Raw genomic sequence first — 26,109 nt, forward strand, 5'->3', positions numbered from 1 at the left:
CGTTTGCCGGACGATAGCCTATCTAGCTGTGAACCTTCGAGATCCTGCTGACTCGCCGATCCCGGTCGTCCGCCGGGTGGCGACCGGTGAGTTCGACGAAGGCCCTGACTACGCGACGTACCGGCGCCGCGGTACGACGGACTGGCTGCTGGTGCAGACGCTCGACGGCCAGGGACGATTCGGTCAGGTTCGCGCCGCGCCGGGCAGTGTCACGCTCGTCCGCCCCGGCACGCTGCACGACTACGCCACGGTCGGCGATCGCTGGCATTTCCTCTACGCCCACGTGAACCCGAAACCCGACTGGCTCCCGCTGCTCGACTGGCCGGAAGTTGCTCCGGGCATCGTTCAGCTGCAGCCGGCCAGGCCTACCTTCGACCGGATCGCCGACCACCTGCGCGACGCTGTACGTCACCAACGCAGCGTGCTCCCGCAGGCCGAGCAGCTGAGCGCCAACTCGCTGGAGGCCGCGCTCTTGTGGTGCGACACCCAGAACCCGAAGGCCGTCCAGATCGACGACCGGCTGCTGCGCGCGATCGAGCTCATCGACCAGGACCTGACCGCGAATCTGGACATCCCGCGGCTCGCGCGAGCGGTCAACCTCTCGGTCTCACGGTTCGCGCACCTGTTCCGCGACCAGCTCGGCGTCAGTCCGCAACAGTTCGTCGAACGCCGCCGCCTCGACGCCGCGGCCCGCCTCCTGGAGCTGACCAGCCGCCCGGTCGCCTCCGTTGCGGCCGAGGTCGGCTACGCGGACCCGCTCTACTTCTCAACCCGCTTCCGTCTACACACTGGATCAAGCCCCACGACCTACCGCAAGAGGTCTTAGGATCCTCGGCATGAGAACGCGTGCAGTGGTGGGGCTGGCGGTGCTTGCGGTGGTGGGGCTCGGGGCGTGTGCGCCGGAGGACAACTCGTCGTCGGGGTCATCGACGCCGTCGGGGGCGGATGCCTGTGCGAAGGACAAGCTGGCGGTGAAGGCTGCCGGCAAGCTGACGGTCGGCACCGACAAGCCGGCGTACGAGCCGTGGTTCAGCAACAACGACCCGAGCAACGGCAAGGGGTACGAGTCGGCCGTCACCTATGCGGTGGCGAAGAAGCTGGGGTTCGAGCAAGCCGACGTCAAGTGGCTGACGGTCCAGTTCAACACAGCGTTCGCGCCCGGGACGAAGCCGTTCGACCTGGACGTGAACCAGGTGTCGATCTCGGAGGACCGGCGCAAGGCGGTCGACTTCTCGTCCGGGTACTACGACGTCCGGCAGACCGTGATCACGACCGCGGGCAGCAAGATCGCGAACGCCAAGTCGGTCGCCGAACTGGTTGATGCGAAGCTCGGTGCCCAGGTCGGTACGACGAGTTACACCGCCCTGCGCGACCAGGTGAAACCGAAGCAGACCCCGGCCGTGTTCGACACCAACGACCTGGCCGTGCAGGCGCTGAAGAACAAACAGATCGACGGCATCGTGGTGGACCTGCCGACCGCGTTCTACATGACCGGCGCGCAGCTCGACAACGGCAAGATCGTCGGGCAGTTGCCGTCCACCGGCACCACCGAGCAGTTCGGGTTCGTGCTCGAGAAAGGCTCGAAGCTGACCGGCTGCGTCGCCCAGGCGGTCGACGCGCTCAAGACCGACGGCACCCTGGCGAACCTGCAGAAGCAGTACCTGACCGAGTCCGGCGCTCCAGAACTGTCGTGACCGACTGGCAGCCCTCGGCGCTTCAGCTCGAAAGGATCGCGTACCGGCGTAGGCGGGCCCGGCGATCGACCCTGATCGCCGTGGTCAGCTCGGTGGTGCTGCTCGTGCTGGTTGCTGTGGGCATCGGTTCCACGCCGGGCTGGCCGCGGGTCCGGGCCACGTTCTTCGACGTCCACCGCGGCTGGGAGGCGCTGCCGATCGTTGCCCAGGGCCTCTGGCTGAACATCCGGGTGATGCTGACCTGCGCGGTGCTCATCGTGATCTTCGGGATGACGCTGGCGATCATGCGCACGTTGCGCGGCCCGATCTTCTTCCCGCTGCGCGTGTTCGCGACCGCCTACACGGACGTGTTCCGCGGCCTCCCGTTGCTGCTGGTGATCTTCCTGCTCGGCTTCGGCGTACCGGCGCTGCAGTTGCGTGGGCTGCCGAACCAGGCGGTGATCTGGGGTGGGGCGGCGCTCGTGCTGACCTACTCGTCGTACGTCGCCGAGGTGTTCCGTGCCGGCATCGAATCGGTGCATCCGTCGCAGCGGGCGGCGGCGCGCTCGCTCGGGCTGACCTACCGCCAGACGCTGCGCTTCGTCGTACTCCCGCAGGCCGTCCGCCGGGTGATGCCGCCGTTGCTGAACGACTTCGTCAGCCTGCAGAAGGACTCCGGACTGATCGCCGTGCTCGGCGTCATCGACGCGATCCGCGCCGCCCAGCTCGAGACGGCCGAGGACTTCAACTTCACGCCGTACGTCGTGGCCGGCCTGCTGTTCGTCGCGCTGACGATCCCGCTGACCAGGCTGACCGATTACGTCGCCCGGCGCCAGGGCTGGTACGGCGGGGGAGGCGGTCCGGTATGAGCCTGCTCTCCTTGCGTGGAGTACGGAAGGTGTACGGCGAGAACGTCGTACTGGACGGGTTCGATCTGGACGTCGACGCGGGGGAGTGCGTCGTACTGATCGGCGCCTCCGGATCGGGGAAGTCGACGTTGTTGCGGTGCGTGAACCTGCTCGAGACGGTCGACGATGGCGTGGTCGAGCTCGCCGGCGTGGACATCACGGATCCGCGCGTCGACGCCGACAAGGTGCGCTCGGGGATCGGGATCGTTTTCCAGTCGTACAACCTGTTCCCGCATCTGAGCGTGCTCGACAACATCACGCTGGCGCCGATCCGCGTGCACGGCGTACGGCGGGAGGTCGCGCGGGCCCGCGCGCTGGAGATGCTGGAGCGGGTCGGGCTGGCCGACAAGGCCACGGCCAAGCCCGACGAGCTGTCCGGCGGTCAGCAGCAGCGGGCCGCGATCGCCCGCGCGATGGTGAACTCGCCCCAGCTGATGCTGCTCGACGAGGTCACCTCGGCGCTCGACCCCGAGCTTGTCGGCGAGGTGCTGGACCTGCTCCGCGAGCTGAAGTCCGAGGGCATGACGATGCTCGTCTGCACGCACGAGATGGCCTTCGCCCGCGACGTCGCGGACCGCGTCTGCTTCCTCCACCACGGCCGCCCGCTCGAGGTCGGCCCGCCCGCCCAGGTCCTGGACGCACCCCGCGAGGCGCGAACCAGGGAGTTCCTGAGCCGGGTCAGCGGGACGACAGGTAGGTGAGGACGGCGATCACGCGGCGGTTGTCGTCCTCGGACGGGGGCAGGTCGAGCTTGGCGAAGATGTTGTTGGTGTGCTTGCTGACCGCCTTCTCGGTGACGAACAGTGCACTCGCGATCGCGGCGTTCGAGCGTCCCTCGGCCATCAGACCGAGGACCTCGGACTCGCGCGGGGTGAGCCGGCCGATCGGCTCGTCGCGGGTGTTGCGGGCCAGTAGCTGACCGATCACGTCCGGGTCCATCGCGGTGCCGCCGCCCGCAACCCGGCGTACCGCGTCGAGGAACTCGGCGACGTTCGACACCCGGTCCTTGAGCAGGTACCCGACGCCGCCACCACCGCCGGTGAGGAGCTCGCGCGCGTACAGCTGCTCGACGTACTGCGACAGCACGAGGATCGGCAGACCGGGCACCTGGCTGCGGGCCTCGATCGCCGCCTTCAGGCCCTCGTCGGTGAACGTCGGTGGCAGCCGGACATCGACCACGGCGACGTCCGGCCGGTGCTCCACCAGGGCGGGCACCAGCCGGGGTCCGTTGTCGACCGCCTCCACGACCTCGAAGTCGTGCGCCTCCAGCAGGCGGATCAGGCCGTCCCGGAGGAGGGCGTGGTCTTCAGCGATGAGGACTCGCAAGGCAGCTCCATGATCACGGTGGTCGGCCCGGCGCTCGGGCTCACCACGGTCAACGTACCGTCGAAGGCGGCCAGCCGCCTTTCGATACCGTACAGACCACCACCGGGCCTGATCACTGCACCGCCGACCCCGTCGTCGCCGACGATCATGTGCAGCTTCTCGTCCTCGTGGGTGATCTGGATCCACGCGGTGGTCGCGGCGGAGTACTTGACGGTGTTCGCGAGGCACTCGGCCACAGCGAAGTACGCCGCGGACTCGACCGGCGCGGGCGGCCGGCCCGGTACGTCGTAGGTGACGTCGACCTTGAACGGGCAGGACATCGCCAGCGCCTTGACCGCGCCGTCGAGACCGCGGTCGGCCAGCACCGGCGGGTGGATCCCGCGGACCAGGTCACGCAGCTCGGACAGCGCAGTACTCGCCGACTCGCGGGCCTCGGTGAGAAGGGCGGCCGCCTGGGCCGGGTCGCGGGCGACCATCTCCTCGGCCATGCCGAGGTTCATGCTCAGCGCGGCCAGCCGAGCCTGCGCGCCGTCGTGCAGGTCACGCTCGATCCGGCGCAGCTCGGCCGCCTGGGTGTCGACGGTCTCGGCGCGGGACTCGGCCAGCTCGCGGACCCGCATCGCCAGCTTCGCGCTCTCGGTCGGGCCGAGCAGCGAGCGGGCCAGGAAGGCGTTCGCCTTGAGCAGCCGCTCGCCGGCGGCCTGCCAGATCAGGAACGCGATCAGCGCGACCGGCATCAGCAGGAAGCTGGTCCAGAAGTTCACCGTGAGCAACCCGCCGAACGGCTCGGTGAACACGCCCTCCGGCGTCACGCCGACGAGCAGCGGGTAGACGAGATAGAAGAGCATGGCCAGGAACAGCACAGCGCTCAGCAGGCACAGCGTGAACCCGATGACGGCGTTCACGAGCAGCCAGATGATGTCCCGCCAGGTCTGCGGGTCGGTGAGGATCGTCCGCAGCCGCATCAGCATGCCGGGCATCGGGGGCTGCTTGTACGGCCGGGGGATCCGCTCGCCGAGGAAGCCCGCGAGGATCGTCCGGTGGCAGTTGGCGAACCAGCGCGCGGCCGGCACCACCACGAGCAGCAGCGGGATGCCTACCCACACCGCGATCAGCGGCACGGAGACCACGCTGAGCACGAACAGAGCGATGCCCAGCTCGGCCAGGATCGCCAGGAACAGCGCGATCCAGGGCTGCGCAAGCTTGGGATACCGCATCGGCGGTGCTTCGGTGGTCACGACGGTGCTCATGCCTCCATCATGACTCAGCGTGTGCTCAGGCGCGGTGGTGTTAAGTCCCCTCTGGCCGGAGGGCTGCCACCCCCCGGCATCTGGGTAGTAGCGCTCATGTTTTCAGCGGTGCCGAGGATGAGGCTGGATACATGACAGCGACAGTGACCCCACCAGGGACCAAGGGCAGCGACTTCTCGCCACTGCTCAGGGAGATCAAGGCCGCGGGCCTGCTCGAACGCCGTACGGCGGCGTACGCGATGGCGATCGGGATCAACGTCGGCCTGATGGCCCTCACCTGGGCAGCGATCGCGGCGGTCGGCGCCTCGTGGTGGGTGGTGCTGCTCGCCCTGCCGCTGGGGATCCTGACCACCCGGGCGGCGTTCTTCGGGCACGACGCCGGTCACCAGCAGATCGCCAGCTCGCGCAAGCTGCACGACTGGATCGGCATGCTGCACGGCAACGTCGTACTCGGGATGAGCTACGCCTGGTGGAACGACAAGCACAACCGCCACCACGCCAACCCGAACCACACCGACAAGGACCCGGATGTCGGCGAGGGTGTGTTCGTCTGGACGCTCCAGCAGGCCGAGGGCCGCAAGGGGCTGGAGGGCTGGCTCACGCGTAACCAGGCGCGGGTCTTCTTCCCGCTGCTCACGCTCGAGGGCTTCAACCTCAAGGTGTCGAGCATCCGCTTCCTGCTGGCTCGTCGCCGTACGCATCAGCTCGAGCTCGGCCTGATGGCCGCGCACGTGGTGCTGTACCTGACCGCGCTGTTCCTGATCATGTCGCCGGCGCAGGCGCTGGTGTTCGCGCTGGTGCATCACATGGTGTTCGGGCTGCACCTCGGCAGCGTGTTCGCGCCGAACCACAAGGGCATGGAGATGCCCGACGACGACAGCAACTGGGGTCATCTCGAGAAGCAGGTCCTGACGTCCCGCAACGTCAACGGCGGGCTGGTTACCGACTGGATGATGGGCGGGCTCAACTACCAGATCGAGCACCACCTCTTCCCGAGCATGCCGCGGGCCAACCTCAGATTCGCCCAGCCGATCGTCCGCGCGTACTGCGAGCGCATCGGAATGCCCTATGTCTCGACGGGTTTGATCGATTCGTATCGCATGGGGTTGCGCCATATGCACGACGTCGGCGAGGAGCTGCGCGCGGCCTGAGCTGACTGCTGCCGGGGTGACCTGGCTCATACGGCTAGCCTTGAAGAGCTATGTCGCGCAGAAGGCCTTCCAAGTGGCAGCGGCCGGTCAGTGACCGGCCGCTGCTCGGTGGTACCCAGTCGCGTGAGGTGAAGGCCGACGGCGAGTGGAACGTCCGGCGGGTCTCCGGGTCCGCGTCCGCGAAGTCGTACCGTTGCCCGGGCTGCGACCAGCTGATCCCGCCCGTCACCCCGCACGTCGTGGTGTGGCCGGACAACCCGAGCCTGCTCGGCGCCATCGGCGGCGCCCAGTCGCTCGACGAGCGGCGTCACTGGCACACTGCGTGCTGGCAACGCAGCCGCTGATCTCGGCACGGGTCTCGGCACTGATCTCCGCACGGAAAGGTGTCTGCATGAAGCTTCCGGTCACGTCGTACGGCGACACCGGTACGCCGGTCGTGGTGATGCACGGGCTGTTCGGCTCCGGGCGGAACTGGATGACCGCCGCGCGCCGGCTGGCCGACAAGCACCGGGTGTTCGCGTTCGACCTGCGCAACCACGGGACCTCGCCACACGTCGATACGATGAGCTACCCGGAGATGGCCGCCGATGTCCGCGAGACCATCGAGTCGCTCGGGGTCGGGCCGGTCGCGCTGGTCGGGCACTCGATGGGTGGCAAGACCGCGATGCTGACTGCGCTGCAGTACCCGGAGGTGGTCGAGCGGCTCGTCGTCGTCGATGCGGCTCCGGTCGAGTATCCGCCTGCCTTCGTCGAGTACGCGCAGGCGATGCGGAACGCCGACCTGTCGTCGGTCGCCCGTCGTGCCGAGGTGGACGCGCAGCTGGTCGACGCCGTACCCACGCCCGGGACCCGTGCGTTTCTGTTGCAGAACCTGATCCTCGACGCCGACGGTGCTCGGTGGCGGCCGAACCTTCCGGTGATCGAGGCCGCACTGCCGGCCATCTCCGGCTGGCCCGCGGAGGCGGCCGGTCTGCGGTACGACGGACCGACGCTGTTCATCTTCGGCGGGAAGTCCGACTACGTGCAGCAGGACCATCGCGCGACGATCGCCGCATACTTCCCGCACGTCCAGTACGCCGAGGTTCCCGAGGCCGGGCACTGGGTTCACGCCGAGCGGCTCGACGACTTCCTGGCCGCGCTCACGCCGTTCCTCGGGTGACCCCTGGTAAACGTTTGTCCGTAATCCATTGACCTTCGCCCGAAATCGTCGGTAAGTTTTCAACCCAGTTCCTGCAGGATCCATGATCTGGGTTGGTGGTGGCGGCGATGATGGTCCGGACCGGCGCACAGCGTCTGGCCGAGGACCGGGGGCTGGTGCCCGACGGGCGCCTCGGACTGATCACGAACTTCACCGGCGTGCTGCCGGACCTCACGCCGACCTCGGTCGCGTTGCGTGCGGCCGGTCTGCCGCTGGCGGCGTTGTTCGGTCCCGAGCACGGCCTCCGCGGTACGGCGCAAGCGGGTGCGAGTGAAGGTGAAGGAGTCGACCCCGACACCGGGCTCCCGGTCTTCGACACCTATCTGCGGCAGGGGCGGGAGCTCGACGACCTGTTCTCCGGTGTCGACGTGCTGCTGTTCGACATCCAGGACATCGGGACGCGGTTCTACACCTACGTCTGGACGATGTACGACTGCCAGCAGGCGGCGGCGCGGCTTGGTATGCCATTCGTCGTCCTCGACCGGCCGAACCCGCTCGGCGGTGTCCGGGTCGAAGGACCGCTGCTGCAGCCGGGGTTCGAGAGCTTCGTCGGGCGGGCGCCGATTCCCTTGCGGCACGGGCTGACCGTCGGGGAGCTCGCCCGGCAGTTGGGTGAGGCAACGGTCATCCCGGTGGACGGCTGGACCCGCGAGTCGTCGGGGACCGGTCTGCCATGGGTGCCGCCGTCGCCGAACATGCCGACGCCGGACACAGCATTGGTATACCCCGGGACGGGCTTGTTCGAGGGGACGAACCTCAGCGAGGGTCGCGGTACGACGCGACCCTTCGAGACGATCGGGGCGCCGTACGTCGACGATCGGCTCGTGCCGGCGTTGTCGGCGTGTGAGCTGCCGGGCGTGATCTTCCGGCGGACCTGGTTCGAGCCGGTGTTCAGCAAGTACGCCGGCCAGGCGGTGTCCGGCGTACAGCTGCATGTTGTCGATCGGGATGCGTTCGAGCCGGTGCGGACCGCGCTGGTGATGCTCCGGGTGCTGAACGAGCTGTATCCGGGCGACTTCGGGATGCTGCCGTCACTCGACAGGCTGTGGGGCTCGGACTCGCTGCGCAAGGCCCTCGAGGCCGGCGACGACCCGGTCGATCTCTTGCCTGCGGCAACCACACCCGCGGGTTGGGTGGGACCTGACGTGCTTCTCTACGAAGGGACTGCTGGATGACGATCCGCTCGTTCCAGGTCGGCGACGGACCGGCCATCGCCGACGGATGGACCGCCGCCGCGCCGGCGGACCCGATCTCCTACCAGCGGTTTCGCGACCTGTTCCTGCTCGATCGGAACTTCGACGCGGCCGGGCTGCAGGTGGCCGTGATCGATGATCAGATCGTCGGCGCGGCGTACGCGGTTCGGCGGTTGATCGCGGTCGACGCCGATGATCTCGAGCCGGCGGCCGGGTGGATCCCGTTCTTCTTCGTACATCCGGAGTACCGGCGACGCGGTATCGGTCGCTCGTTGTTGTCGGCGGCAATGGATTGGCTGCGGTCGCACGGGCGGTCCGAGGTCTTCTTCTCGTCGTACACGCCGAACTACTTCCTCCCAGGCCTGGACAGCGCTCGCTATCCGGACGCCGCTCGGTTGCTGGCCGACCTGGGTTTCGAGCGGCAGTACGACGCCGTCGCGATGGACCGCGGTCTGGTCGGGTATGCCATTCCGGACGAGGTCCGGAAGCGGATCGATGCGCTGACGGCCGAGGGCTACAGCTTTGGTATACCAACCGACGACGAGCTGACGGCGCTGATCACGATCGCCGGCGCGGAGTTCAACCCGGACTGGGCGCGCGCGATCCGCGAGGGCGTCGTGTCCGGTCTGCCGTTGGAGCGCATCGTGGTGGCGCGCGACCCCGGCCGGGCGATCCTCGGCTGGGCGATGCACGGCACGTACGAAGAGGTGATCGACCGCTTCGGGCCGTTCGGCGTACTGCCGGCCTCGCGGGGCACCGGGCTCGGGAAGGTCCTGCTGCACCTGACGCTCGAGCGGATGGTTGCCGCCGGCGCCCACTCGGCGTGGTTCCTGTGGACCGGCGAGAAGTCCGCGGCCGGGCAGCTGTACCTGAAGACGGGGTTCGACATCACCCGCACGTTCACCATCCTCCGGGCGCCTCTGCGCCCGGCTGACTTTGAGGAGTGACATGCGCATTGCCAGATGTTTGCGGCTTGCCGTTGTCCTGGGGCTCCTGGCTACGAGCGCCGCCTGCGGAGGTGGAAGTGACGCCGGCAGCGGCGGCAAGGTCGAGCTGACGTTGCTGAGCCACTACAGCGACGGCCCGTCGAAGGACGGGCTGGACAAGATGATCGCCGAGTGGAACAAGGACAACCCGAAGATCCAGGTGAAGGCACAGGTGGTCAAGTTCGACGACCTGCTCACCACGATGACGGTCCGGCAGACCGGCGGTCGCGGCGCGGACATCGTCAGCGCGTACGGCCTGTGGGGCGGACAGCTGATGAAGGCGAACGTCGTGGCGAAGGTGCCGGACGATATCGCCACGAAGATCAAGGCGGAGTACAGCCCGGCCGCGCTCGGCGCGGTGACCACCGGCGACACGCTCCTCGGCTACCCGACCGAGCTCAACACCTACGTGCTCTTCTACAACAAGAAGATCCTCGCCGCGGCCGGTATCACCAAGCCGCCGACGACCTGGGCCGAACTCGCCGACGACGCGAAGAAGACCGTGAAGCGGGATGCCAAGGGCAACATCCAGGTCGAGGGCCTGAGCCTGATCCAGGACGGCGACAACAAGTCGGTCCACCCGTTCCTGTCGCTGCTCGACTCGGCCGGCGGCACGTTCCTCGGCACGGACGGCACACCGCAGTTCGACAACGACCAGGGCAAGGCCGCGCTGAAGTTCGAGGGCGACCTGGCGGCCGCGAAGGCGTCGAACACGTCGATCTCACCGACCAAGCAGTTCCGCAGCGGCGGCGTCGCGATGGCGATCCAGGCCGGCTGGTGGATCGGCAGCCTCAAGACCCAGATGAAGGACAAGTACGCCTCGGACGTCGGCGTGACCGCGATCCCCGGACCGACTCCGGGGAGCAAGGGCTCACTGGCGTACGGGTTCTTCATGGGCGTTAATCAGCGCAGCAAGCACGCGGACGAGGCGTGGAAGTTCCTGACCTGGCTGAACGAGCACAAGGCCTCGGGCGGCGATGTCACCGAGACCGGGAAGTGGCTCGCGGACCAGGGCCTGATCCCGCCGCGGACGGCCGACCAGGCGGAGTACAAGAAGTCGTTGTCCGACCCGAACCTGGCGCCGATCTACGACGCGGCGACGTACGCGATGGCCGAGCCGAACCAGCCGGGGGCCTACGAGGCGAAGACCGCGCTGCACAACGCGATCATGACGGTGCTTGCCGATGGCAAGAATCCGGACGATGCGCTGGCGCAGGCGGCGAAGGCCGTCAAGCCACAATGACGACCGCGGTCAGTAGGGTCGGCGACGACGGCATGGTGGCGTCGCCGGCCCGGCGGGTCGGCAAGCTGCACCGCGAGGGACTGGCGGCGTACCTGTTCCTGTCCCCGGCGCTGCTGTTCTTCTGCGTGTTCCTGATCCTGCCGTTCATCTTCGCGATCGTGCTGGCGTTCTCGGACTGGGGCGGGTTCGACCTCAGCACGCTGAAGTGGGCGGGGTTCTCGAACTTCGGCGACGTGCTGAGCTTCGACGGGACCTTCGTCAAGCCGATCCTCGTCAACACGCTGCTGTTCGCCTTCGGATCGGTGTTCCTGGCAACGTTCGGTTCGGTGCTGGTTGCCTACTGCATCGACCGGTTGTCGTTCCAGGGGTTCTGGCGGGTGCTGTACTTCCTGCCGGTGGTCGCCACGGTGGTTGCGATCGGCAACGTGTGGAAGATGATGTATCAGCCGGCCGGCCTGATCAACGCAGTACTCAACAAGCTCGGTGTGAACAGCGTCGGGTTCCTGTCCGATTCGTCCTACGCGCTGCCGGCGGTGACCGTCGTCCACGCCTGGGCCTCGATCGGCGGCGCCGTACTGATCCTCACGGCCGGCCTGAAGGCGATCCCGGAGATGTACTACGAGGCCGCCGAGGTGGACGGGGCGAACTCGTGGCACACGTTCTGGTCGATCACGTTGCCGTTGCTGCGGCCGGCGGTGCTGTTCGTGCTGATCACGCAGTTCATCGGCGGGTTGCAGTCGTTCGCGCTGATCATCGTGATGACCGGTGACGGCGGGCCGGTGAACGCGACCAACGTGGCGGCGTTCGAGATGTACCAGCGGGCGTTCAAGTTCGGCGCGTGGGGGACGGCGAGCGCGATGGCGATGGTGCTGTTCGTGATCATCCTCGCGATCACGTTGCTGCAGCTGTGGATCGCGCGGCGGCGCGGAGAGGAGACCTCGTGAAGCGGCGCGGCAGGTTCCCGTGGTTCGCGTACCTGGTGGTGATCCTCGGTGGAGTGGCGATGGTGATGCCGTTCCTCGACATGGTGATGAGCTCGTTCAAGGGTCCGGGGGAGTACGGCGTGATTCCATACAAGCTCCTGCCGTCGTCGTTCAACCTGGACAACTATCGGGAGGCGTTCTCGCAGCTGGAGCTGCTCCGGCTGTTCCGCAACAGCGTGATCGTCACGGTGTCGGTGACGATCTCGGTGCTCGTGACCTCGTCGATGGCCGGGTACGCGCTGGCGAAGCTGCGGTTCCGGGGGCGTGCGGTGATCTTCCGGTTCATCCTCGCGACGATGATGCTGCCGCCGTTCCTGCTGCTGATCCCGACCTTCCTGATCATGCTGAACTGGCCGCTTGCCGGTGGCAACGACATCCTCGGCCGCGGCGGTGACGGCGGACTGACGACGAGTCTGGTCGCGCTGATCCTGCCGTTCGCGGTCAGCGGGTTCGGCATCTTCCTGATGCGGCAGTTCATGGTGTCCTTGCCGGACGAGATGCTCGAGGCGGCCAAGATCGACGGCGCGAACCAGTGGCAGACCTGGCGGCTGATCGTGCTGCCGCAGACCAAGCCGGTGGCGATCACGCTCGGGCTGATCACGTTCATCGGGACCTGGAACGAGTACATCTGGACGCTGCTGATCTCGTCCTCGGATCCCTCGTTGCAGACCCTGCCCGTCGGTATCCAGTTGCTGCAGAGCTTCCTCGATCCGGACCGCACGATGCCGATCGTGATGGCCGGCCTGGTGATCAGCACGCTGCCGGTGCTGGTCGTGTTCCTGCTGTTCCAGAAGTACTACGTCCGCGGCGTCGTACTCAGCGGCCTGAAGTGAGGAGACCCTTGTGAACAGAAACGTGCTCGCCATCGGGGCGCACATCGGCGACATGGACCTGACCGCCGGGCCGACGCTGGCCAAGCTGGTCCTGGAAGGCGCGTCGGCCACGATCGTCGCGCTGACGCCGGGCGAACGCGGTCACCCGCGAATGACGCCCACGGCGTACAAGAAGCAGAAGATCGCCGAGGGGACGGCGTTCGCGGAGGCGATCGGCGCGGATTTCGTCGTGTTCGACCAGAGCGACGGTTTCCTGACCGCCGGCGACGACGTGGCGCTGGAGCTGGCCCGGATCATCCGCGAGAAGCAGCCCGACACGATCATCACCCACTGGAAACACTCCATCCACAGCGACCACGAGAACGCCGCCGTGCTGGCCGAGCGCGCCCGCTTCCTGGCCGGCCTGCCGATCGACCCGACCGACGATTTCGCCACGCCGTACCCGGACTTGGTCCGCAAGCTGGCCGAGCTCCCGCGGCACGGCGTACGCAGCTTCCTCCACGCCGAGAACTGGGAGGACATGGAGGGCTTCACCCCGTCCCTCTACGTCCCCATCCCCGACGAGGCCTTCTACCGCTGGGTCTCCGCCATCCGCCACCAGGCCTTCGCCCGCGGCGAAACCTACGGCTTCCGCTACATCGACTACTACACCGCCCTCATGACCACCCGAGGCTGCCTAGCCTCCTACCCCCGAGCCTGCGCCTTCCACACCAACCACTCCCCAGAGATCACCAAGCTCGCCGGACCGTAGATCTTCACTGCGTGGACACCGGTGCGGTTGACGGGGTGCTGGAAGTACGGTCGTAGGCGGTTCTGTCGGCTAGGGATGGAGTGGGCGTGGCTGAGGTTCGGTTGGTTGTGCAGTCGGATGACTTCGGGATGCTTCATGCGGTCAACGTCGGGACGGTGAAGGCGTTCCGGGACGGGATCGTGACGCAGGTGTCGACGATGGCGGCCTGTCCTTGGTTTACCGAGGCGGCGGCGTTGGCGCGGGAGTTCGGGATTCCGTTGGGGGTGCATCAGACGCTGACGTGTGAGTGGGATTTTCTGCGGTGGCGGCCGTTGACGGACGGGGCGTCGTTGGTGGGGGAGGACGGGACGTTCCTGCGGTCGGTTGAGGAGGCGCGGGCGTCGGTGACTCATGAGGACTCGGTGCGTGAGCTGAACGCGCAGGTCGCGAAGTTTGCGGCGGAAGGGCTGGAGATCGAGTACCTCGACGTACACATGGGTCAGTCGGCGACGCCCGCGGCGTACGACGAGGTGTCGAGTGCTGCGGGGAAGCCGTTCATCTATGGGGAGGTGGAGTCGCAGCGGTTCGCGTCGATCGAGACGTTGAGCGATCGGGACGCGGATGTGAAGAGGGCGTGGCTGCTCGAGTACCTCGACAAGCTCACGCCGGGAGTGCACCTGCTGGTCACGCACTGCGCGGCTGCGGAGCCTGAGCTCGGCGCCCTGCACAAGCCGGGTTCGTACACGTACCGCTGGGCCGAGGAGTACCGGTTGTCCGACCAGGAACTCGTCATGGATCCCGAAATCCGCAAGGCAATCGAGGAACGCGGCATCGAACTCACAACGGTCGCCGCTGCCTTCTCGTGATCACCGCGGGCCGCTTGCTGCTGCGGCCATTCACGACGGCGGACGTCTCGTGGGTGTGCGAGGTGTCGCAGGATCCCGTGCTGCAGCAGTACGTCGGCGTGCCCTCGCCGTACCTGATCGAGCATGCGCAGTACTTCGTGGAGCACCTCGCCATCGGGAATCCCCAGCGGGTCGAGTTCGTGGTCGAGGAGGACGGCGAGCGGCTCGCCCGCGTCGGGCTCGGCCTGCGCGGCGACGGTACTGCGGAGGTTGGCTACTGGACTGCCCCGGCGGCGCGCGGTCGTGGCGTGGCGCCGGAGGCAGTGCGGGCGGTATGCCGGTGGGCCTTTGAGACGCAGGGATTGGAGCTCATCGAGTGGCGTGCCGAGATCGGCAATGACGCCTCGCGTCGGGTTGCCGAGAAGGCCGGCTTCGTGATGGAGGGGCAGTTGCGCAAGCGGCTCGTGCATCGCGGGCAGCGGGTTGATGCGTGGATCGGTTCACTGCTCAAGGACGAACTCGGTACTACGGAGGGCGCCAGGCGGTGAGCCGGTTGCAGACTTGATATGGCGGGTCAGGTGGCTGACGGAGTGGTAGCCGGTGAGGTCGGCGATCGCTTGGAGCGGGAGCGTCGAGTTGCGGATGTGCGCGAGGGCGTGGCGGAGGCGTACCGCTTGGAGTGCGGCTTGCGGGCTGGTGCTGCGAAGCCGGGTGAACGCGGCGCGGAGGCCGGACGGGGAGATGCCCAGGTCGGCGGCGACGGTGGCGATCCGGAGACCGCTGGCGAAGCGCTCCTCGAAGATGCGTTCCGCTTCGATGACGAGCTGCTCAGCTGGGGTTGTGGGTGGCGCCGCGGCTGAGCGGCGTAGACGGAGGTCCAGCTCGGACAGGAGAAGTGCGCGGAGCTCCTCGTCGTTCTCACGTACGAGAGCGTCGAAGACTCGGCCGAGGGTGTGATCGGCGTCGTCGTAGCAGAGTCGGGGCCACGGGTGGGCGGCCGCGGCGTCGACCTGGAGGAAGCGGTTGGCGTACCCGGTGCGGCTCTCTTCGGCATGCCAGGTGCTCGGTGGAGTCAGCAGTACGGTGCCGGGCGTCGCGGCGTACGTCTCCTCGCCGACGGGACAGGTGATGCGCCCGCGAACGTAGTACACGAGTTCCCACGAGGTGTGCGCGTGCAGCGGGTAGTCCTTGCCGGGTGCCGCGGTGTGTACGCCGGCGCCGAGCAGTCGTAGCGATTTGTGCATAAGCCCTGTCGCCTTCTGCATTGTTTCCCGGGTGCGTCGGATCGATGCTGGCATCGATTCGTGCATCTTGGGAAGGAGCCGGTGATGGATCTGGCGATGGATATGGCGACCGCGTTGACCGAGCTCGGCGTGACCGACGACGTACTCACCCAAGCCGAGAAGGACCAGCTCGACCGGGACGGCTACCTCCCGCTCGAGGGGATCTTGACCCTGGAAGAGGTGTCGGCGCTCAACAAACGGCTGGCGGAGCTGACCGCGGCCGAGGGTGACCGGGCCGGCCTCGAAGTACACCGGGAGAAGGGCACCGACCGGCTCGCCGACCTCGTCAACAAGGACCCGAAGTTCGAGGTCTGCTTCAGCCATCCACGCGTGCTGGCCGCTATGCAGCACGTCCTCGGCGAGTTCAAACTGTCGTCCCTCAACAGCCGCGCCGCGCTACCCGGTGAAGGTCACCAAGGTCTGCACGCGGACTTCGGGCATCCCGTCCAGCCCGGTGAGTACGAGGTCTGCAACTCGATCTGGCTCCTCGACGACTTCACCCCCGAGAACGGCGCCACCCGCGTAGTCCCCGGCTCCCACCGCCGCGGCACCATGCCCGGCGACGAGATGTCGAACCCGGGCGACCCCCACCCCGACCAGATCCAACTCACCGGCAAAGCCGGCACCGTCGTCGTCTTCAACAGCCACCTCTGGCACGGCGGCACCCAAAACCGAACCCAAGCCCCCCGCCGCGCTCTCCACTCCTACTTCGCCCTCCGCCACCTGCCGCAGCAACTGGACCAGCAGACCTACATCCGCGTCGAAACCTACAAACGCCTAACCCCAGCCCAACGCTTCATCCTCGACGTCACCGATTGACAATCGTCGGCCGCGCCCGGACCACCTAAGCCGCCGGAGTGTGCTTGCCTGGCACCTGCAGGCTCCTCGTTTAGAGTGGTGTTATGGACGATCAGCAGATCGACGTCGACTCGCTCCGGGAGCGCTTCCCGTGGGTCGGGCTGGCGAGCGTCGAGGAGCCGGAGCTGTCGGCCCGCTATCGGGAGATCCTCGCCGATGCGCGCAAGGATCGGGAGATCGTGGCGGCCATCGAAGCTGCACGGCGGAGCGCGTGACCGCACTGCTGTGCGACTCCGGTCCTCTCATTGCCACTTTCAATGCCCGTGACGTGAATCATGAGCGGTGTGCCCGGCTCTTACAGGGCTGGCAGGGGCGACTCTTGATCCCCGAGCCGGTGCTCGGCGAGACCTGCAACTTCCTGCGCAACAACGTCCGCAACGGCCCGGCGCTCGAGGTCCGGTTCTTGGAGGCTGTGGCACGAGGTACAGACGCATTCGAGGTCGTGAATCCTACGGACGCCGATCGGACACGCGCGGCGGAACTGAGCGCTCAATTGGTGTCCGGACCCCTCGGATATGTGGATGGCATCGTACTTGCGATGGCCGAGCGACTTCGCGAATCGGCGATCGCCAGCGTCGACTTCAAGTTTCTCGGTATGGCAACTCCGGTCTGCCGCCTGCAGCCCCTTCGGTGGGTGTTGCAAGAAGGCTGAGCTGTCCGCCTACGACGCGTCGGCTTTGCGGACCCAGACTTCTCGGATGATGAGGAGGATGGCGGCGGCGGAGGGGATGGCCAGGAGAGCGCCTACTACGCCTAGGAGGGCCCCGCCGAGGAGGGCGGCGATGACGGTGACGGCGCCGGGGATGTCTACGGCGCGGCGCATGATGCGGGGGGCGACGATGTAGTTCTCGACCTGCTGGTAGCAGATGCCGTAGATCAGGCAGGCGAGGCCGGTCCACAGGCCGCTGGTGAAGCCGATCAGGGCGACGACGACGACGCCGATCAGGCCGCCGACCATCGGGATGAAGTCGCAGAACATCACCACGATCGCGAGCGCGACGGCGTAGTCACGCAGGCCGACGATCTCCAGGAAGATGAACATGCAGACGCCGGCGCACAGCGCGACCACGAACTGGCCGCTGACGTAACCGCCCACCCGGCCGAGGACCTCGTCGCCGAGGATCGCGACGCGGGTCCGGCGGGTGCGTGGGACGAGGCTGTACGCCGCGCGCTTGACCGACGGCAGCGACGCGAGGAAGTACAGCGTCAGGACCAGGATCGTGAACGTGTTGAACAGCGCGTTCGCGACCACCTTGCCGACGCCGAGGATGCCGCCGAATGCGCGCTGCGCCAGCGCCGGGTCCTGGATGTAGTCCTGGGCCTTCTGGATGAAGTGGTACTTGTCGTCCAGCTGGTTGAGCGTCCTCGACTTCTGCAGCAGGTCGAGGTAGCCCGGCGCGTTCTTGATCAGGCTGTCGATCTGATCCGTGACGACCGGGACGATCGCGAATCCGACGCCGACGACCGCGAGGATCATCAGCAGGAACACCACGCCGACCGACCACCCGCGCTTCAGGCCGCGGCGCATGAACCATTCGACCAGCGGGTTGAGGCCGACGGCGATGAACATCGAGACCAGCAGCAGGATGAGCACCGAGCGGGCCTGGCCGGCTGCGTTCCACAGACCCCAGGCGACGAGGACGCCGAGCGCCGCGAAGAACCCGAACGTGAACGGGTTGCCGCGACGCAGCGGCGGTCCCGGGACACCCATCCCGACGGACGGGTGCCGCTCCTCGATCAGTAGTTCGTCGGCGATGTTCTCGTCGGCGTCCTCCGCCTCCTTGAGGGACGCCGCGGCCTTGTCAGCAGCATCGTCAGCTTCCTCAGCCGACTCGTCCGCCTTGTCGGCAGACGAATCAGCTTTGTCGGCCGACGAGTCGGCTTTGTCGGCCGACTCCTCCGCCTTGTCGGCGAACGAGTCGGCTTTGTCGGCGGATGCATCGGCGGCGCGCGCCGAGCCGGCGGCTTGTCCAGCAGCAGCTTCCGCCTCGTCGGCCGAGTCGTCGGCCTTCTCGGCGGCGGCCTCGGCCTGGGCAGCGGCGGTCTTCGCTTCGCGGGTGGCTTCGGCGAGGTCCGGGTCGGTCGCTGTGGAGGAGTCGTCGCCGGCTGGCGTCACATCTTGTCCTTCGGGGATCGCGCGCTCGAGGTAGCCGCATCGGTCTTCGCGTCGTCGGCGGACGACTTGCTCCCGGAGGACTTCACCGAGGCGGTCGGCCGCGTCTGGGGACGAGTGTCCTCGTCGGCGAGGTCATCGAGCCGGAACTCGTCCACCTTCGTCGAATCCTTCGGCTCGTCCTCGTCGTCCGAGGCCTCAGCGCTCTTGGAGTCGGCAGTGTCGGCGGAGCCGTTCAGCGAACGCACAGGCGAATCGGCATCGGCCGGGCCGCCGGCGGTCTTGCTGGTCTTGTCAGCCAGGTCGGACGCGTCCTTCGGGTCGACGCGCAGCGCGGTGTCGATGCGGGTCTCGTCGACGCGCGCGTCGCCGGCGCCGATCCCGACGAACGGGCTCGCTCCGGTGAACGGTCCGTCCCCGTCGTCGTACGCCGAATCGCCCGTGAACGCACCGGACGCGCCGGACGTGCTCGACGGCGCGTACTGACTCGCCGCCGGTGTGGCACCCGGGAACGGGTTGTCGTCGGCGCTGGATCCGGGCGCCGCCGAGTCGGCGGTCCCAGAGCCGGACGCGGACTCCGTCTCACCAGCACCGACCGGCCCGTCGGCCGAGTCCGTAGCGCCAGACTTGAACGGGCTGTCGGCCGAGTCCCTGCCGCCGGAGTTGAACGGGCTCTCGCCCGCATCCGTCGTGCCGGAGTTGAACGGGCTGTCGGCGGAAGCGTTCGAGCCGGAGTTGAACGGGCTGTCGGTCGAGTCCGTCGTGCCGGAGTTGAACGGACTGTTGCCCTGGGCTGCTGAACCAGGGGTGAACGGGGTGTCCGACCGATCGGTGGCCGCGAAGGGGCTGCCGGTCGCCGAACCGGGGGCCGGGCTGAAGGGGCTGGCCGCCAGCGCGTCGTCCGCGCCGGCGCTAGCGCTGGTGCCGGCTCCACCAGTGGTGGGGCCGGTGTTCGGTCGGGCGAAAGGGTTGACGTACGCCGGTGCCGCGGTCTCGGAGTCGAGCTCGGCCGCCTGGCGTGCGATGTTGCTGGCGATCTCGTTGAGCCCGGCGATCTGGGTGAGGATGCCGTCGCGGCGCTTCGCCAGCCGCTCGGTCTCGCGGGCGACGACGGTCCGGGACCGCTCCGCCTCGTCGGCCGCGTTCGCCAGCTCGGCCTCGGCGCGGGTCCGCGCGGTGGTGAGCAGCTGCTCGGCCTCGCGGCGAGCGCGGGACAGGGTCCGCTCGGCCGACTCCTCGGCCTCGGCGCGAATCTTGCGGGCCTGCTCGGTCGCCTCGGCCACCCGACGCTCGGACGCCTCGGCGGCCTCCTTCATCTGGGTGGTGAGACTGTCGGTGTCAGCCGCGATCTGCTGGTGCTTGTCGGCGAGCTCCTTGGCCTGCTGCTCGCGCTCGTCCGCCAGCCGCGCCCGCAGCGCCGCCGACTCGCGCTGGATCGCGGTCCGGATCTTCTCCGCCTCGTGCAGCGCGCCGTTCTTCAGCGTGCTCGCCTGCGACTCGGCGGTCAGCTGCAGCTGCTCGGCCTTCCGCCTCGCCGCCGCGAGCACCTCGGCCGCCTCGGTCTCCGCCGTACGCCGGACCTCCGCCGCGTCGCCCTCCGCGGTACGCCGCATGCTGTCGGCCTCGTTGAGCGCGACGGTCCGGATGTCCTCGGCCTCACGGTCACCGGTCGCCCGCGCCGCGGCTGCCTCCTTGGCCGCGTTCGCCCGAAGCTCCTCGGCCTCGCGCTTGGCCTCTTCGAGCGCCTCCGACGCCTGGTCCTGCGCGAGCCGGAGGATCTGCGCGGCCCGGTCGCCGAGTCCGGCGTACGACGGGTTGGCGCTGGCCTCGAGCTGGCGTCGCGTCTCCTCGAGCTGGTGCTGCAGCGGCGCGACACTCTGCTGGAGCTCGTCGGCGCGGTTACGCGCCTGGACGAGTTGCATCTCCAGCGCGCGAACATAGTCGTCCACCGCCTGTTTGTCGTACCCACGACGGCTGACCGGGAAGCCCCCGGCCGCGGTCGCCGTGCGGTCGAAGAACGGCAGGCTCGACTCGTCAGGCATCTCCCGAGATTCCCTTCTGGCGGCTCAGCGTGAATCCCCCACCATAAGCCTGTCAGAACCCACCCGAAACCAGCCAATCGAGCGCTGTGGACAACTACCTGTTGCGGAAGCGATTAATCCCGGCGAGATGCTGCTCCCGCAAAGCAGGATCGCGGACGCCGAGGCCTTCGGTCGGGGCGAGGGTGAGGACGCCGACCTTGCCCTGGTGGAGGTTGCGATGGACGTCGTACGCCGCCTGCGCGGTGTCCTCGAGCGAATAGACCTTGCTGACCGTCGGATGCACCATTCCGCGGGCGATCAGCCGGTTGGCCTCCCAGGCCTCGCGGTAATTGGCGAAATGCGAGCCGATGATTCGCTTCAAGTTCATCCACAGGTACCGGTTGTCGTACTCGTGCATGAATCCGGACGTCGACGCGCAGGTCACGATCGTCCCGCCGCGTCGCGCGACGTACACCGAGGCTCCGAAGGTCTCCCGCCCCGGGTGCTCGAACACGATGTCCGGGTCGTCCCCGCCGGTCAGCTCGCGGATCCGCGCCCCGAACCGCTTCCATTCCTTCTGGTCCTGGGTGTGCTCGTCCTTCCAGAACTTGTACCCCTCGGCGGACCGGTCGATGATCAGCGACGCTCCCATCGCCCGGCAGATCTCCGCTTTCTCCGGCGACGACACCACGCAGACCGGGATCGCGCCGCCGTTCAGCGCGAACTGCGTCGCGTACGAGCCCAGTCCGCCGGACGCGCCCCAGATGAGTACGACGTCGCCCTGCTTCATGTTGGCGCCGTTCGCCGACACCAGTTGCCGGTACGCCGTGCTGTTCACCAGCCCCGGCGACGCAGCCTCCTCCCACGTGAGGTGGGCCGGCTTCGGCATCAGCTGGTTCGACTTCACCAGCGCGAGCTCCGCGAGACCGCCGAAGTTCGTCTCGAATCCCCAGATCCGCTGCTCGGAGTCGAGCATCGTGTCGTTGTGTCCGTCGGGCGATTCCAATTCGACCGACAGGCAGTGCGCGACCACCTCGTCGCCCGGCTTCCACGCGTTCACGCCGGGCCCGGTCCGCAGTACGACGCCGGCCAGGTCGGAGCCGACCACGTGGTACGGCAGGTCGTGGCGGGCGGTCAGCGGCGACAGCTTCCCGTACCGCTTCAAGAAGGAGAACGTCGACACCGGCTCGAAGATCGAGGTCCACACGGTGTTGTAGTTGATCGCGCTCGCCATCACCGCGACCAGTGCCTCACCCGGCCCGAGCTCGGGCGTCGGCACGTCGTCCAGGTGCAGACTCTTCCGCGGATCCTTCTCCTTGGTCTCCAGCCCCTCGAACATGCCCGCCTCATCGGCATGCACGGTGATCCCGCGGTAGTGCTCCGGTACGTCGAGCTCGCCGACGGCGCCGGTGTCGCCGGACAAGATCGCTTCGAGGATCTGCTTCACGGAAGTACCTCCTGCAACGGCGGCCAAGGTCAACGCAGTGAGCGGAACTTACCGCTGAGTATGCACGCCTGGCTGTGCGCTGTAACACAGCGAGCGACGGGTGAGACGACCGTCACTTCAGCAGTCCACCGTTGTCAGTGGTCTTACCCGCCGACTAGCGCAGCCGGGTGGACAACCGGACCTGGGTGAAGTCGTCGCCGGAGCGCAGCTGGACCAGATCGCAGAGCTGGTTCGCCAGCCAGACGCCCCGCCCGCCGAGGCCGTCGAGCGGCGGCAGCACGCGCCCGACCAGCAGGTCGTCGATCCGGCCGCGGTCGGTCACATCGCAGATCAATGACCGGTCCGCGATCCAGACCGCCAGCGCGCCACGGCCGCCGCCGAACCGGATGCTGTTCGTGCAGATCTCGTGCAACGCCAGCGCCAGGTCCTCGAGCCGATCGCGCGACACCCCGTGCGACGAGGCCTGACCGCCGACCCATTGCCGCACCTGGCCGAGCTCGTCCGGGCCGAACTCCCACCTCTCGGCGCGATCCGGTACGTCGTCGAGCGCCGTCCGGAACGACTTGTCCGCAAGGGCTTCCATGCCGCTCTGGCCGGCATGAGTCGAGGTCGGGTCGATGCCGACCGACGCCTCGTACGCACAGCAGAGCTGGAACGAACGATCCGCGGCGAAAGCGATATCGCTCAACGCCTCGTGCAGGAGGACCTCGTCGTACTCCGCGGTGCTCCGGCCCGGGTACGCGGCCTCGCCGAGACCCCGCACCGGTCGGCCGGGCTCCTGCTCGAGGATGCCGCGCCAGAACGGGATCAGCCGCGCAGGGTTGCCCCCGGCAACGGTCGCGTCGACGACGGTCACCTCGGAGTACTCCGAGGCCAGGGCGTCACGCAGTACCGCAGTCCGCTCCGGTGGGAGCACGGCCACGACCCTTTCCCCCGCCGCCAGCCCCTCGCGTACGAACGCAACCGCGCGCAGCACGAACTCCTCGTCCGTTCCGTGGACGAAGGCGTCGTGCTTGAACCCGGCCGGCGCACCGTGCAAGGAGTCGGTGGCGCTGTCCTTCAGCACCTGAACAGAGTAGTCCGCCGACCGGACCGAGGAGGGGCTCAGCGCGCGCCGTCACCGACTGTTCTACGCCGGTGGCTCAACGAGTTCGACCAGGACGCCGCCGGCCGACTTCGGGTGAACAAAATTCACTCGCGATCCGGCCGTGCCGCGCCGTGGTTCGTCGTACAGCAGGCGGGCGCCGCGTTCGCGCAGTACTTCGGAGACTGCGTCGAGGTCGCTGACCCGGTAGGCGAGCTGCTGGATGCCGGGACCGCGCTGGTCGAGGAACTTCGCGATCGGGGACGCGTCCGACAACGGGGCCAGCAACTGGATCGACGAACCCGAGTCGCCGACCGCGAGCATCGCCTCGCGGACGCCCTGCTCCTCGTTGATCTCCTCGTGGGCGACCGTCATGCCGAACACATCCGCGTAGTACCGGACGGCCTCGTCGAAGTCGGCGACCGCGATGCCGACATGGTCGATCGCGTCGAACAGCTGATCCATCCCGCCAGCGTGGCGCAAACCCCCATCGAGTGGCCATCGAAAGTGGCAGAGGGCACGATCCGTGTGACCCGTCTGACGCGTCCGACCAGCGGCGTACCAGTGCCGCCGCAGGTATCGTGACGATATGTCTGACACGCGGAACACCACCGTTATCGTCGCCGGCGCGCGGACCCCGATCGGGCGGCTGCTGGGCGGACTCAAAGGCTTCACCGGCGCCGAGCTCGGCGGCTTCGCGATCAAGGGCGCGCTGGACAAGGCCGGCGTCGCGCCGGACCAGGTCGAGTACGTGATCATGGGCCAGGTGCTGCAGGCCGGCGGTGGTCAGATCACCGCCCGCCAGGCCGCGGTCAAGGGCGGCATCCCGATGGACGTTCCGGCCATCACGATCAACAAGGTCTGCCTGTCCGGGCTGAACGCGATCGCGCTCGCCGACCAGCTGATCCGCGCCGGCGAGTACGAGATCGTCGTGGCCGGCGGCATGGAATCGATGACGAACGCGCCGCACCTGCTGCCGAAGTCCCGCGAGGGCTTCAAGTACGGCGACGTGCCGCTGGTGGACTCGATGGCGTACGACGGCCTGTGGGACGCGTTCACCGATCAGGCCATGGGCGCGCTGACCGACCAGAAGAACAACGCGGACGAGAAGCTGAGCCGCGAGGAGCAGGACGAGTTCAGTGCTCGCTCGCACCAGCGCGCCGCGGAGGCCTGGAAGAACGGCGTGTTCGCCGACGAGGTCGTGCCGGTCGAGGTGCCGCAGCGCAAGGGTGACCCGCTGGTGGTCGACGCCGACGAAGGCGTCCGCGGCGACACCTCCGTCGAGGTGCTGGCCAAGCTCCGGCCCGCGTTCGGCAAGGACGGCACGATCACGGCCGGCTCGGCATCGCAGATCTCCGACGGCGGCTGTGCTGTCGTCGTGATGAGCAAGGCGAAGGCCGAGGAGCTCGGGCTCAGCTGGATCGCCGAGATCGGTGCGCACGGCTCGGTCGCCGGACCGGACTCGACGTTGCAGAGCCAGCCGGCCAACGCGATCGCCAAGGCCTGCAAGAAGGAAGGCATCGAGCCCGCCGACCTCGACCTGATCGAGATCAACGAGGCCTTCGCCGCGGTCGGTATCGCGTCCGCGCGCGAGCTGAACGTCAGCGAGGACAAGGTCAACGTGAACGGCGGCGCGATCGCGCTCGGCCACCCGATCGGGATGTCCGGCGCCCGGCTCGTCCTGCACCTGGCGCTCGAGCTGAACCGCCGCGGCGGTGGCGTCGGGGCGGCCGCGCTGTGCGGTGGCGGCGGCCAGGGCGACGCGCTGATCGTCCGGGTTCCGCAGCAGCCGGCCCAGAGCTGACTGAGCTGACCCAGAGCTGACCCAGAGCCGACACAGAGCTGACAGACACCTGATGCCACGACGTACTCCGCCGGTCGGTGAGCTGGTCGAGCGCGCCCGCGAGGAGGACTCGCGGGCGGTCGCCCGGCTGATCTCGCTGGTCGAGGACGAGTCCCCGCTGCTGCGCGAGGTGATGGCCGCGCTCGCGCCGCATGCCGGGCACGCCCACATCGTCGGCATCACGGGCTCGCCCGGCGTCGGCAAATCCACCTCGACGTCCGCGCTGGTTTCGGCGTACCGCGAGACCGGCAAGCGCGTCGGCGTACTCGCGGTGGACCCGTCGTCACCGTTCTCCGGTGGTGCGCTGCTGGGGGACCGGGTCCGGATGCAGGATCACGCGACCGACCGTGGCGTGTTCATCCGGTCGATGGCTTCGCGCGGGCATCTCGGCGGGCTGTCGTGGTCGACACCGCAAGCGCTGCGCGTGCTGGACGCGGCCGGGTTCGACGTGGTGCTGGTGGAGACGGTCGGGGTCGGGCAGTCCGAGGTCGAGATCGCCGGTATGGCGGACACGACGCTGGTCCTGCTGGCGCCCGGGATGGGCGACGGCATCCAAGCGGCCAAGGCCGGGATCCTCGAGGTCGGCGACATCTACGTGGTGAACAAGGCGGACCGCGACGGCGTCCAGTCGGTCACGCGTGACCTGCGGTCGATGCTTGCGCTGGCCGAGCGGGCCGAGGGCGCCTGGACGCCGCCGATCCTGAAGACGGTTGCCTCCCGCAATGAAGGCGTCGCCGAGGTGGTGCAGGCGATCGAGGACAGGCTGGTCTGGATGCGCGGGAACGGCGTCCTCACCGAGCGCCGGCAGTCCCGGGCCAGGGACGAGATCGAGGCGATCGCGACGACGGCGCTGCGGGCCCGGTTCGCGCACCTGCACGGCGACGCGCGGCTCGACGTCCTGGCGGCCAAGGTCGCGGACGGCGGCACCGACCCGTATTCTGCGGCGGACGAGCTGATCGCGGCATTGTGACGTCGGTCTCGCTGTGGAACAGTCGACCACACAGTGTCACAATGTGTCTTTGCTTTCCGTTCACCGGATGTTGTGCCGAATTCGGGCAAATGCCCCAGGATTTCCGCTGCCGGGACCGGCGGGCGTCTCAGGGCGGCGCGCCGGGAGCCACCTTGCCCCCGAATCCGTTAC

Annotated in this window: 28 protein-coding genes; 20 read left to right on the plus strand and 8 right to left on the minus strand. The window is 68.1% G+C overall.

Features of this window, described 5'->3' with window-relative positions:
- Positions 1-28 precede the first annotated feature (28 nt).
- The 4 genes from EV653_RS39015 to EV653_RS39030 are packed head-to-tail and all read left to right on the plus strand — an operon-like array spanning position 29 to position 3,282.
- Complete coding sequence (locus EV653_RS39015) at positions 29-826, plus strand: helix-turn-helix domain-containing protein (RefSeq protein WP_134111365.1); 798 nt, start codon at positions 29-31, stop codon at positions 824-826.
- Between the two features lie 10 nt (positions 827-836).
- The gene (locus EV653_RS39020) at positions 837-1,694 is read left to right on the plus strand and encodes an ABC transporter substrate-binding protein (RefSeq protein ID WP_134111366.1); all 858 of its coding nucleotides are present in this window, start codon (positions 837-839) and stop codon (positions 1,692-1,694) included.
- Entirely contained in the window at positions 1,691-2,542 is an 852-nt protein-coding gene (locus EV653_RS39025) for an amino acid ABC transporter permease (RefSeq protein WP_166679698.1), read from the plus strand. The genes EV653_RS39020 and EV653_RS39025 overlap by 4 nt, the downstream gene beginning before the upstream one ends.
- Positions 2,539-3,282: an amino acid ABC transporter ATP-binding protein gene (locus tag EV653_RS39030; protein ID WP_134111367.1), complete on the plus strand. Its 744-nt coding sequence runs from the start codon at positions 2,539-2,541 to the stop codon at positions 3,280-3,282. Before EV653_RS39025 ends, EV653_RS39030 begins: the two co-directional genes overlap by 4 nt.
- On the opposite strand, the gene EV653_RS39035 is transcribed toward EV653_RS39030, so the two are convergent.
- Positions 3,260-3,907: a response regulator gene (locus tag EV653_RS39035; RefSeq protein WP_134111368.1), complete on the minus strand. Its 648-nt coding sequence runs from the start codon at positions 3,905-3,907 to the stop codon at positions 3,260-3,262. The two genes, EV653_RS39030 and EV653_RS39035, sit on opposite strands and share 23 nt — an antisense overlap.
- Positions 3,859-5,157, minus strand: coding sequence for a sensor histidine kinase (locus tag EV653_RS39040; protein ID WP_134111369.1), 1,299 nt, complete (start codon positions 5,155-5,157; stop codon positions 3,859-3,861). The genes EV653_RS39035 and EV653_RS39040 overlap by 49 nt, the downstream gene beginning before the upstream one ends.
- A 131-nt stretch (positions 5,158-5,288) precedes the next feature.
- Between EV653_RS39040 and EV653_RS39045 the strand changes: the two genes are divergently transcribed.
- The 11 genes from EV653_RS39045 (at position 5,289) to EV653_RS39095 (ending at position 14,867) form a co-directional block, all read left to right on the plus strand.
- Positions 5,289-6,308, plus strand: coding sequence for a fatty acid desaturase family protein (locus EV653_RS39045; RefSeq protein WP_134111370.1), 1,020 nt, complete (start codon positions 5,289-5,291; stop codon positions 6,306-6,308).
- Positions 6,309-6,358: 50 nt separating this feature from the next.
- Positions 6,359-6,652 (plus strand): hypothetical protein, encoded by a 294-nt coding sequence (locus EV653_RS39050; protein WP_134111371.1) that lies wholly within the window; start codon positions 6,359-6,361, stop codon positions 6,650-6,652.
- Between the two features lie 47 nt (positions 6,653-6,699).
- Positions 6,700-7,467, plus strand: coding sequence for an alpha/beta fold hydrolase (locus EV653_RS39055; RefSeq protein ID WP_134111372.1), 768 nt, complete (start codon positions 6,700-6,702; stop codon positions 7,465-7,467).
- Positions 7,468-7,574: 107 nt separating this feature from the next.
- Positions 7,575-8,681, plus strand: coding sequence for an exo-beta-N-acetylmuramidase NamZ family protein (locus EV653_RS39060; protein WP_134111373.1), 1,107 nt, complete (start codon positions 7,575-7,577; stop codon positions 8,679-8,681).
- The gene (locus EV653_RS39065) at positions 8,678-9,646 is read left to right on the plus strand and encodes a GNAT family N-acetyltransferase (RefSeq protein ID WP_134111374.1); all 969 of its coding nucleotides are present in this window, start codon (positions 8,678-8,680) and stop codon (positions 9,644-9,646) included. The genes EV653_RS39060 and EV653_RS39065 overlap by 4 nt, the downstream gene beginning before the upstream one ends.
- 1 nt (position 9,647) lies before the next feature.
- Positions 9,648-10,928 carry an extracellular solute-binding protein gene (locus tag EV653_RS39070; protein ID WP_134111375.1) on the plus strand — a complete coding sequence of 427 codons (1,281 nt, stop codon included), beginning with the start codon at positions 9,648-9,650 and terminating at the stop codon, positions 10,926-10,928.
- Positions 10,925-11,872, plus strand: coding sequence for a carbohydrate ABC transporter permease (locus EV653_RS39075; RefSeq protein ID WP_134111376.1), 948 nt, complete (start codon positions 10,925-10,927; stop codon positions 11,870-11,872). The genes EV653_RS39070 and EV653_RS39075 overlap by 4 nt, the downstream gene beginning before the upstream one ends.
- Positions 11,869-12,744 carry a carbohydrate ABC transporter permease gene (locus EV653_RS39080; RefSeq protein ID WP_202872037.1) on the plus strand — a complete coding sequence of 292 codons (876 nt, stop codon included), beginning with the start codon at positions 11,869-11,871 and terminating at the stop codon, positions 12,742-12,744. The genes EV653_RS39075 and EV653_RS39080 overlap by 4 nt, the downstream gene beginning before the upstream one ends.
- Before the next feature lie 10 nt (positions 12,745-12,754).
- Entirely contained in the window at positions 12,755-13,495 is a 741-nt protein-coding gene (locus EV653_RS39085; protein WP_134111377.1) for a PIG-L deacetylase family protein, read from the plus strand.
- 86 nt (positions 13,496-13,581) lie between these two features.
- Complete coding sequence (locus tag EV653_RS39090) at positions 13,582-14,340, plus strand: carbohydrate deacetylase (protein WP_134111378.1); 759 nt, start codon at positions 13,582-13,584, stop codon at positions 14,338-14,340.
- Positions 14,337-14,867, plus strand: coding sequence for a GNAT family N-acetyltransferase (locus tag EV653_RS39095; protein ID WP_166679699.1), 531 nt, complete (start codon positions 14,337-14,339; stop codon positions 14,865-14,867). The genes EV653_RS39090 and EV653_RS39095 overlap by 4 nt, the downstream gene beginning before the upstream one ends.
- Here EV653_RS39095 and EV653_RS39100 read toward each other — a convergent pair.
- Positions 14,820-15,563: an AraC family transcriptional regulator gene (locus EV653_RS39100; protein WP_166679700.1), complete on the minus strand. Its 744-nt coding sequence runs from the start codon at positions 15,561-15,563 to the stop codon at positions 14,820-14,822. The two genes, EV653_RS39095 and EV653_RS39100, sit on opposite strands and share 48 nt — an antisense overlap.
- 84 nt (positions 15,564-15,647) lie before the next feature.
- Here EV653_RS39100 and EV653_RS39105 point away from each other — a divergent pair, with 84 nt between their 5' ends.
- The 3 genes from EV653_RS39105 to EV653_RS41465 all read left to right on the plus strand — a co-directional run bounded on the left by EV653_RS39105 (position 15,648) and on the right by EV653_RS41465 (position 17,112).
- A complete protein-coding gene (locus EV653_RS39105) occupies positions 15,648-16,421 on the plus strand; it encodes a phytanoyl-CoA dioxygenase family protein (protein ID WP_238160748.1) in 774 nt (257 codons plus the stop codon).
- 83 nt (positions 16,422-16,504) lie between these two features.
- On the plus strand, positions 16,505-16,675 hold the full coding sequence (locus tag EV653_RS41460; protein WP_166679701.1) for a hypothetical protein: 171 nt from the start codon (positions 16,505-16,507) through the stop codon (positions 16,673-16,675).
- Positions 16,672-17,112, plus strand: a complete 441-nt coding sequence (locus EV653_RS41465; RefSeq protein WP_166679702.1) for a type II toxin-antitoxin system VapC family toxin — start codon at positions 16,672-16,674, stop codon at positions 17,110-17,112. Before EV653_RS41460 ends, EV653_RS41465 begins: the two co-directional genes overlap by 4 nt.
- 9 nt (positions 17,113-17,121) lie before the next feature.
- On the opposite strand, the gene EV653_RS39115 is transcribed toward EV653_RS41465, so the two are convergent.
- From EV653_RS39115 to mce, 5 genes are all read right to left on the minus strand, one after another.
- Complete coding sequence (locus tag EV653_RS39115) at positions 17,122-18,576, minus strand: AI-2E family transporter (protein ID WP_134111382.1); 1,455 nt, start codon at positions 18,574-18,576, stop codon at positions 17,122-17,124.
- Positions 18,573-20,615: a transposase gene (locus EV653_RS39120; RefSeq protein WP_134111383.1), complete on the minus strand. Its 2,043-nt coding sequence runs from the start codon at positions 20,613-20,615 to the stop codon at positions 18,573-18,575. Before EV653_RS39120 ends, EV653_RS39115 begins: the two co-directional genes overlap by 4 nt.
- A 94-nt stretch (positions 20,616-20,709) precedes the next feature.
- Positions 20,710-22,041 (minus strand): crotonyl-CoA carboxylase/reductase, encoded by a 1,332-nt coding sequence (gene ccrA / locus EV653_RS39125; protein ID WP_202872038.1) that lies wholly within the window; start codon positions 22,039-22,041, stop codon positions 20,710-20,712.
- Positions 22,042-22,195: 154 nt separating this feature from the next.
- Complete coding sequence (locus tag EV653_RS39130; RefSeq protein WP_134111384.1) at positions 22,196-23,107, minus strand: sensor histidine kinase; 912 nt, start codon at positions 23,105-23,107, stop codon at positions 22,196-22,198.
- A gap of 63 nt (positions 23,108-23,170) precedes the next feature.
- Positions 23,171-23,590 carry a methylmalonyl-CoA epimerase gene (mce, locus tag EV653_RS39135; protein WP_134111385.1) on the minus strand — a complete coding sequence of 140 codons (420 nt, stop codon included), beginning with the start codon at positions 23,588-23,590 and terminating at the stop codon, positions 23,171-23,173.
- 124 nt (positions 23,591-23,714) lie between these two features.
- Between mce and EV653_RS39140 the strand changes: the two genes are divergently transcribed.
- Both EV653_RS39140 and meaB read left to right on the plus strand, forming a co-directional pair.
- Positions 23,715-24,929 (plus strand): acetyl-CoA C-acetyltransferase, encoded by a 1,215-nt coding sequence (locus EV653_RS39140; RefSeq protein ID WP_134111386.1) that lies wholly within the window; start codon positions 23,715-23,717, stop codon positions 24,927-24,929.
- 52 nt (positions 24,930-24,981) lie between these two features.
- Positions 24,982-25,938, plus strand: coding sequence for a methylmalonyl Co-A mutase-associated GTPase MeaB (gene meaB, locus EV653_RS39145; RefSeq protein WP_134111387.1), 957 nt, complete (start codon positions 24,982-24,984; stop codon positions 25,936-25,938).
- Positions 25,939-26,109 lie beyond the last annotated feature (171 nt).

The sequence above is a fragment of the Kribbella pratensis genome (assembly GCF_004365355.1).
GTDB lineage: Bacteria > Actinomycetota > Actinomycetes > Propionibacteriales > Kribbellaceae > Kribbella.

Bases quoted from the DNA above. Each gene is read 5' to 3' on its own strand.
- EV653_RS39020 (WP_134111366.1), top strand. From the start codon at position 837: ATGAGAACGCGTGCAGTGGTGGGGCTGGCGGTGCTTGCGGTGGTGGGG.
- EV653_RS39030 (WP_134111367.1), top strand. From the start codon at position 2,539: ATGAGCCTGCTCTCCTTGCGTGGAGTACGGAAGGTGTACGGCGAGAAC.
- EV653_RS39040 (WP_134111369.1), bottom strand. From the start codon at position 5,157: ATGAGCACCGTCGTGACCACCGAAGCACCGCCGATGCGGTATCCCAAG.
- EV653_RS39045 (WP_134111370.1), top strand. From the start codon at position 5,289: ATGACAGCGACAGTGACCCCACCAGGGACCAAGGGCAGCGACTTCTCG.
- EV653_RS39050 (WP_134111371.1), top strand. From the start codon at position 6,359: ATGTCGCGCAGAAGGCCTTCCAAGTGGCAGCGGCCGGTCAGTGACCGG.
- EV653_RS39055 (WP_134111372.1), top strand. From the start codon at position 6,700: ATGAAGCTTCCGGTCACGTCGTACGGCGACACCGGTACGCCGGTCGTG.
- EV653_RS39060 (WP_134111373.1), top strand. From the start codon at position 7,575: ATGATGGTCCGGACCGGCGCACAGCGTCTGGCCGAGGACCGGGGGCTG.
- EV653_RS39065 (WP_134111374.1), top strand. From the start codon at position 8,678: ATGACGATCCGCTCGTTCCAGGTCGGCGACGGACCGGCCATCGCCGAC.
- EV653_RS39070 (WP_134111375.1), top strand. From the start codon at position 9,648: ATGCGCATTGCCAGATGTTTGCGGCTTGCCGTTGTCCTGGGGCTCCTG.
- EV653_RS39075 (WP_134111376.1), top strand. From the start codon at position 10,925: ATGACGACCGCGGTCAGTAGGGTCGGCGACGACGGCATGGTGGCGTCG.
- EV653_RS39100 (WP_166679700.1), bottom strand. From the start codon at position 15,563: ATGCACAAATCGCTACGACTGCTCGGCGCCGGCGTACACACCGCGGCA.
- EV653_RS39105 (WP_238160748.1), top strand. From the start codon at position 15,648: ATGGATCTGGCGATGGATATGGCGACCGCGTTGACCGAGCTCGGCGTG.
- EV653_RS41460 (WP_166679701.1), top strand. From the start codon at position 16,505: ATGGACGATCAGCAGATCGACGTCGACTCGCTCCGGGAGCGCTTCCCG.
- EV653_RS39120 (WP_134111383.1), bottom strand. From the start codon at position 20,615: ATGCCTGACGAGTCGAGCCTGCCGTTCTTCGACCGCACGGCGACCGCG.
- mce (WP_134111385.1), bottom strand. From the start codon at position 23,590: ATGGATCAGCTGTTCGACGCGATCGACCATGTCGGCATCGCGGTCGCC.
- EV653_RS39140 (WP_134111386.1), top strand. From the start codon at position 23,715: ATGTCTGACACGCGGAACACCACCGTTATCGTCGCCGGCGCGCGGACC.
- meaB (WP_134111387.1), top strand. From the start codon at position 24,982: ATGCCACGACGTACTCCGCCGGTCGGTGAGCTGGTCGAGCGCGCCCGC.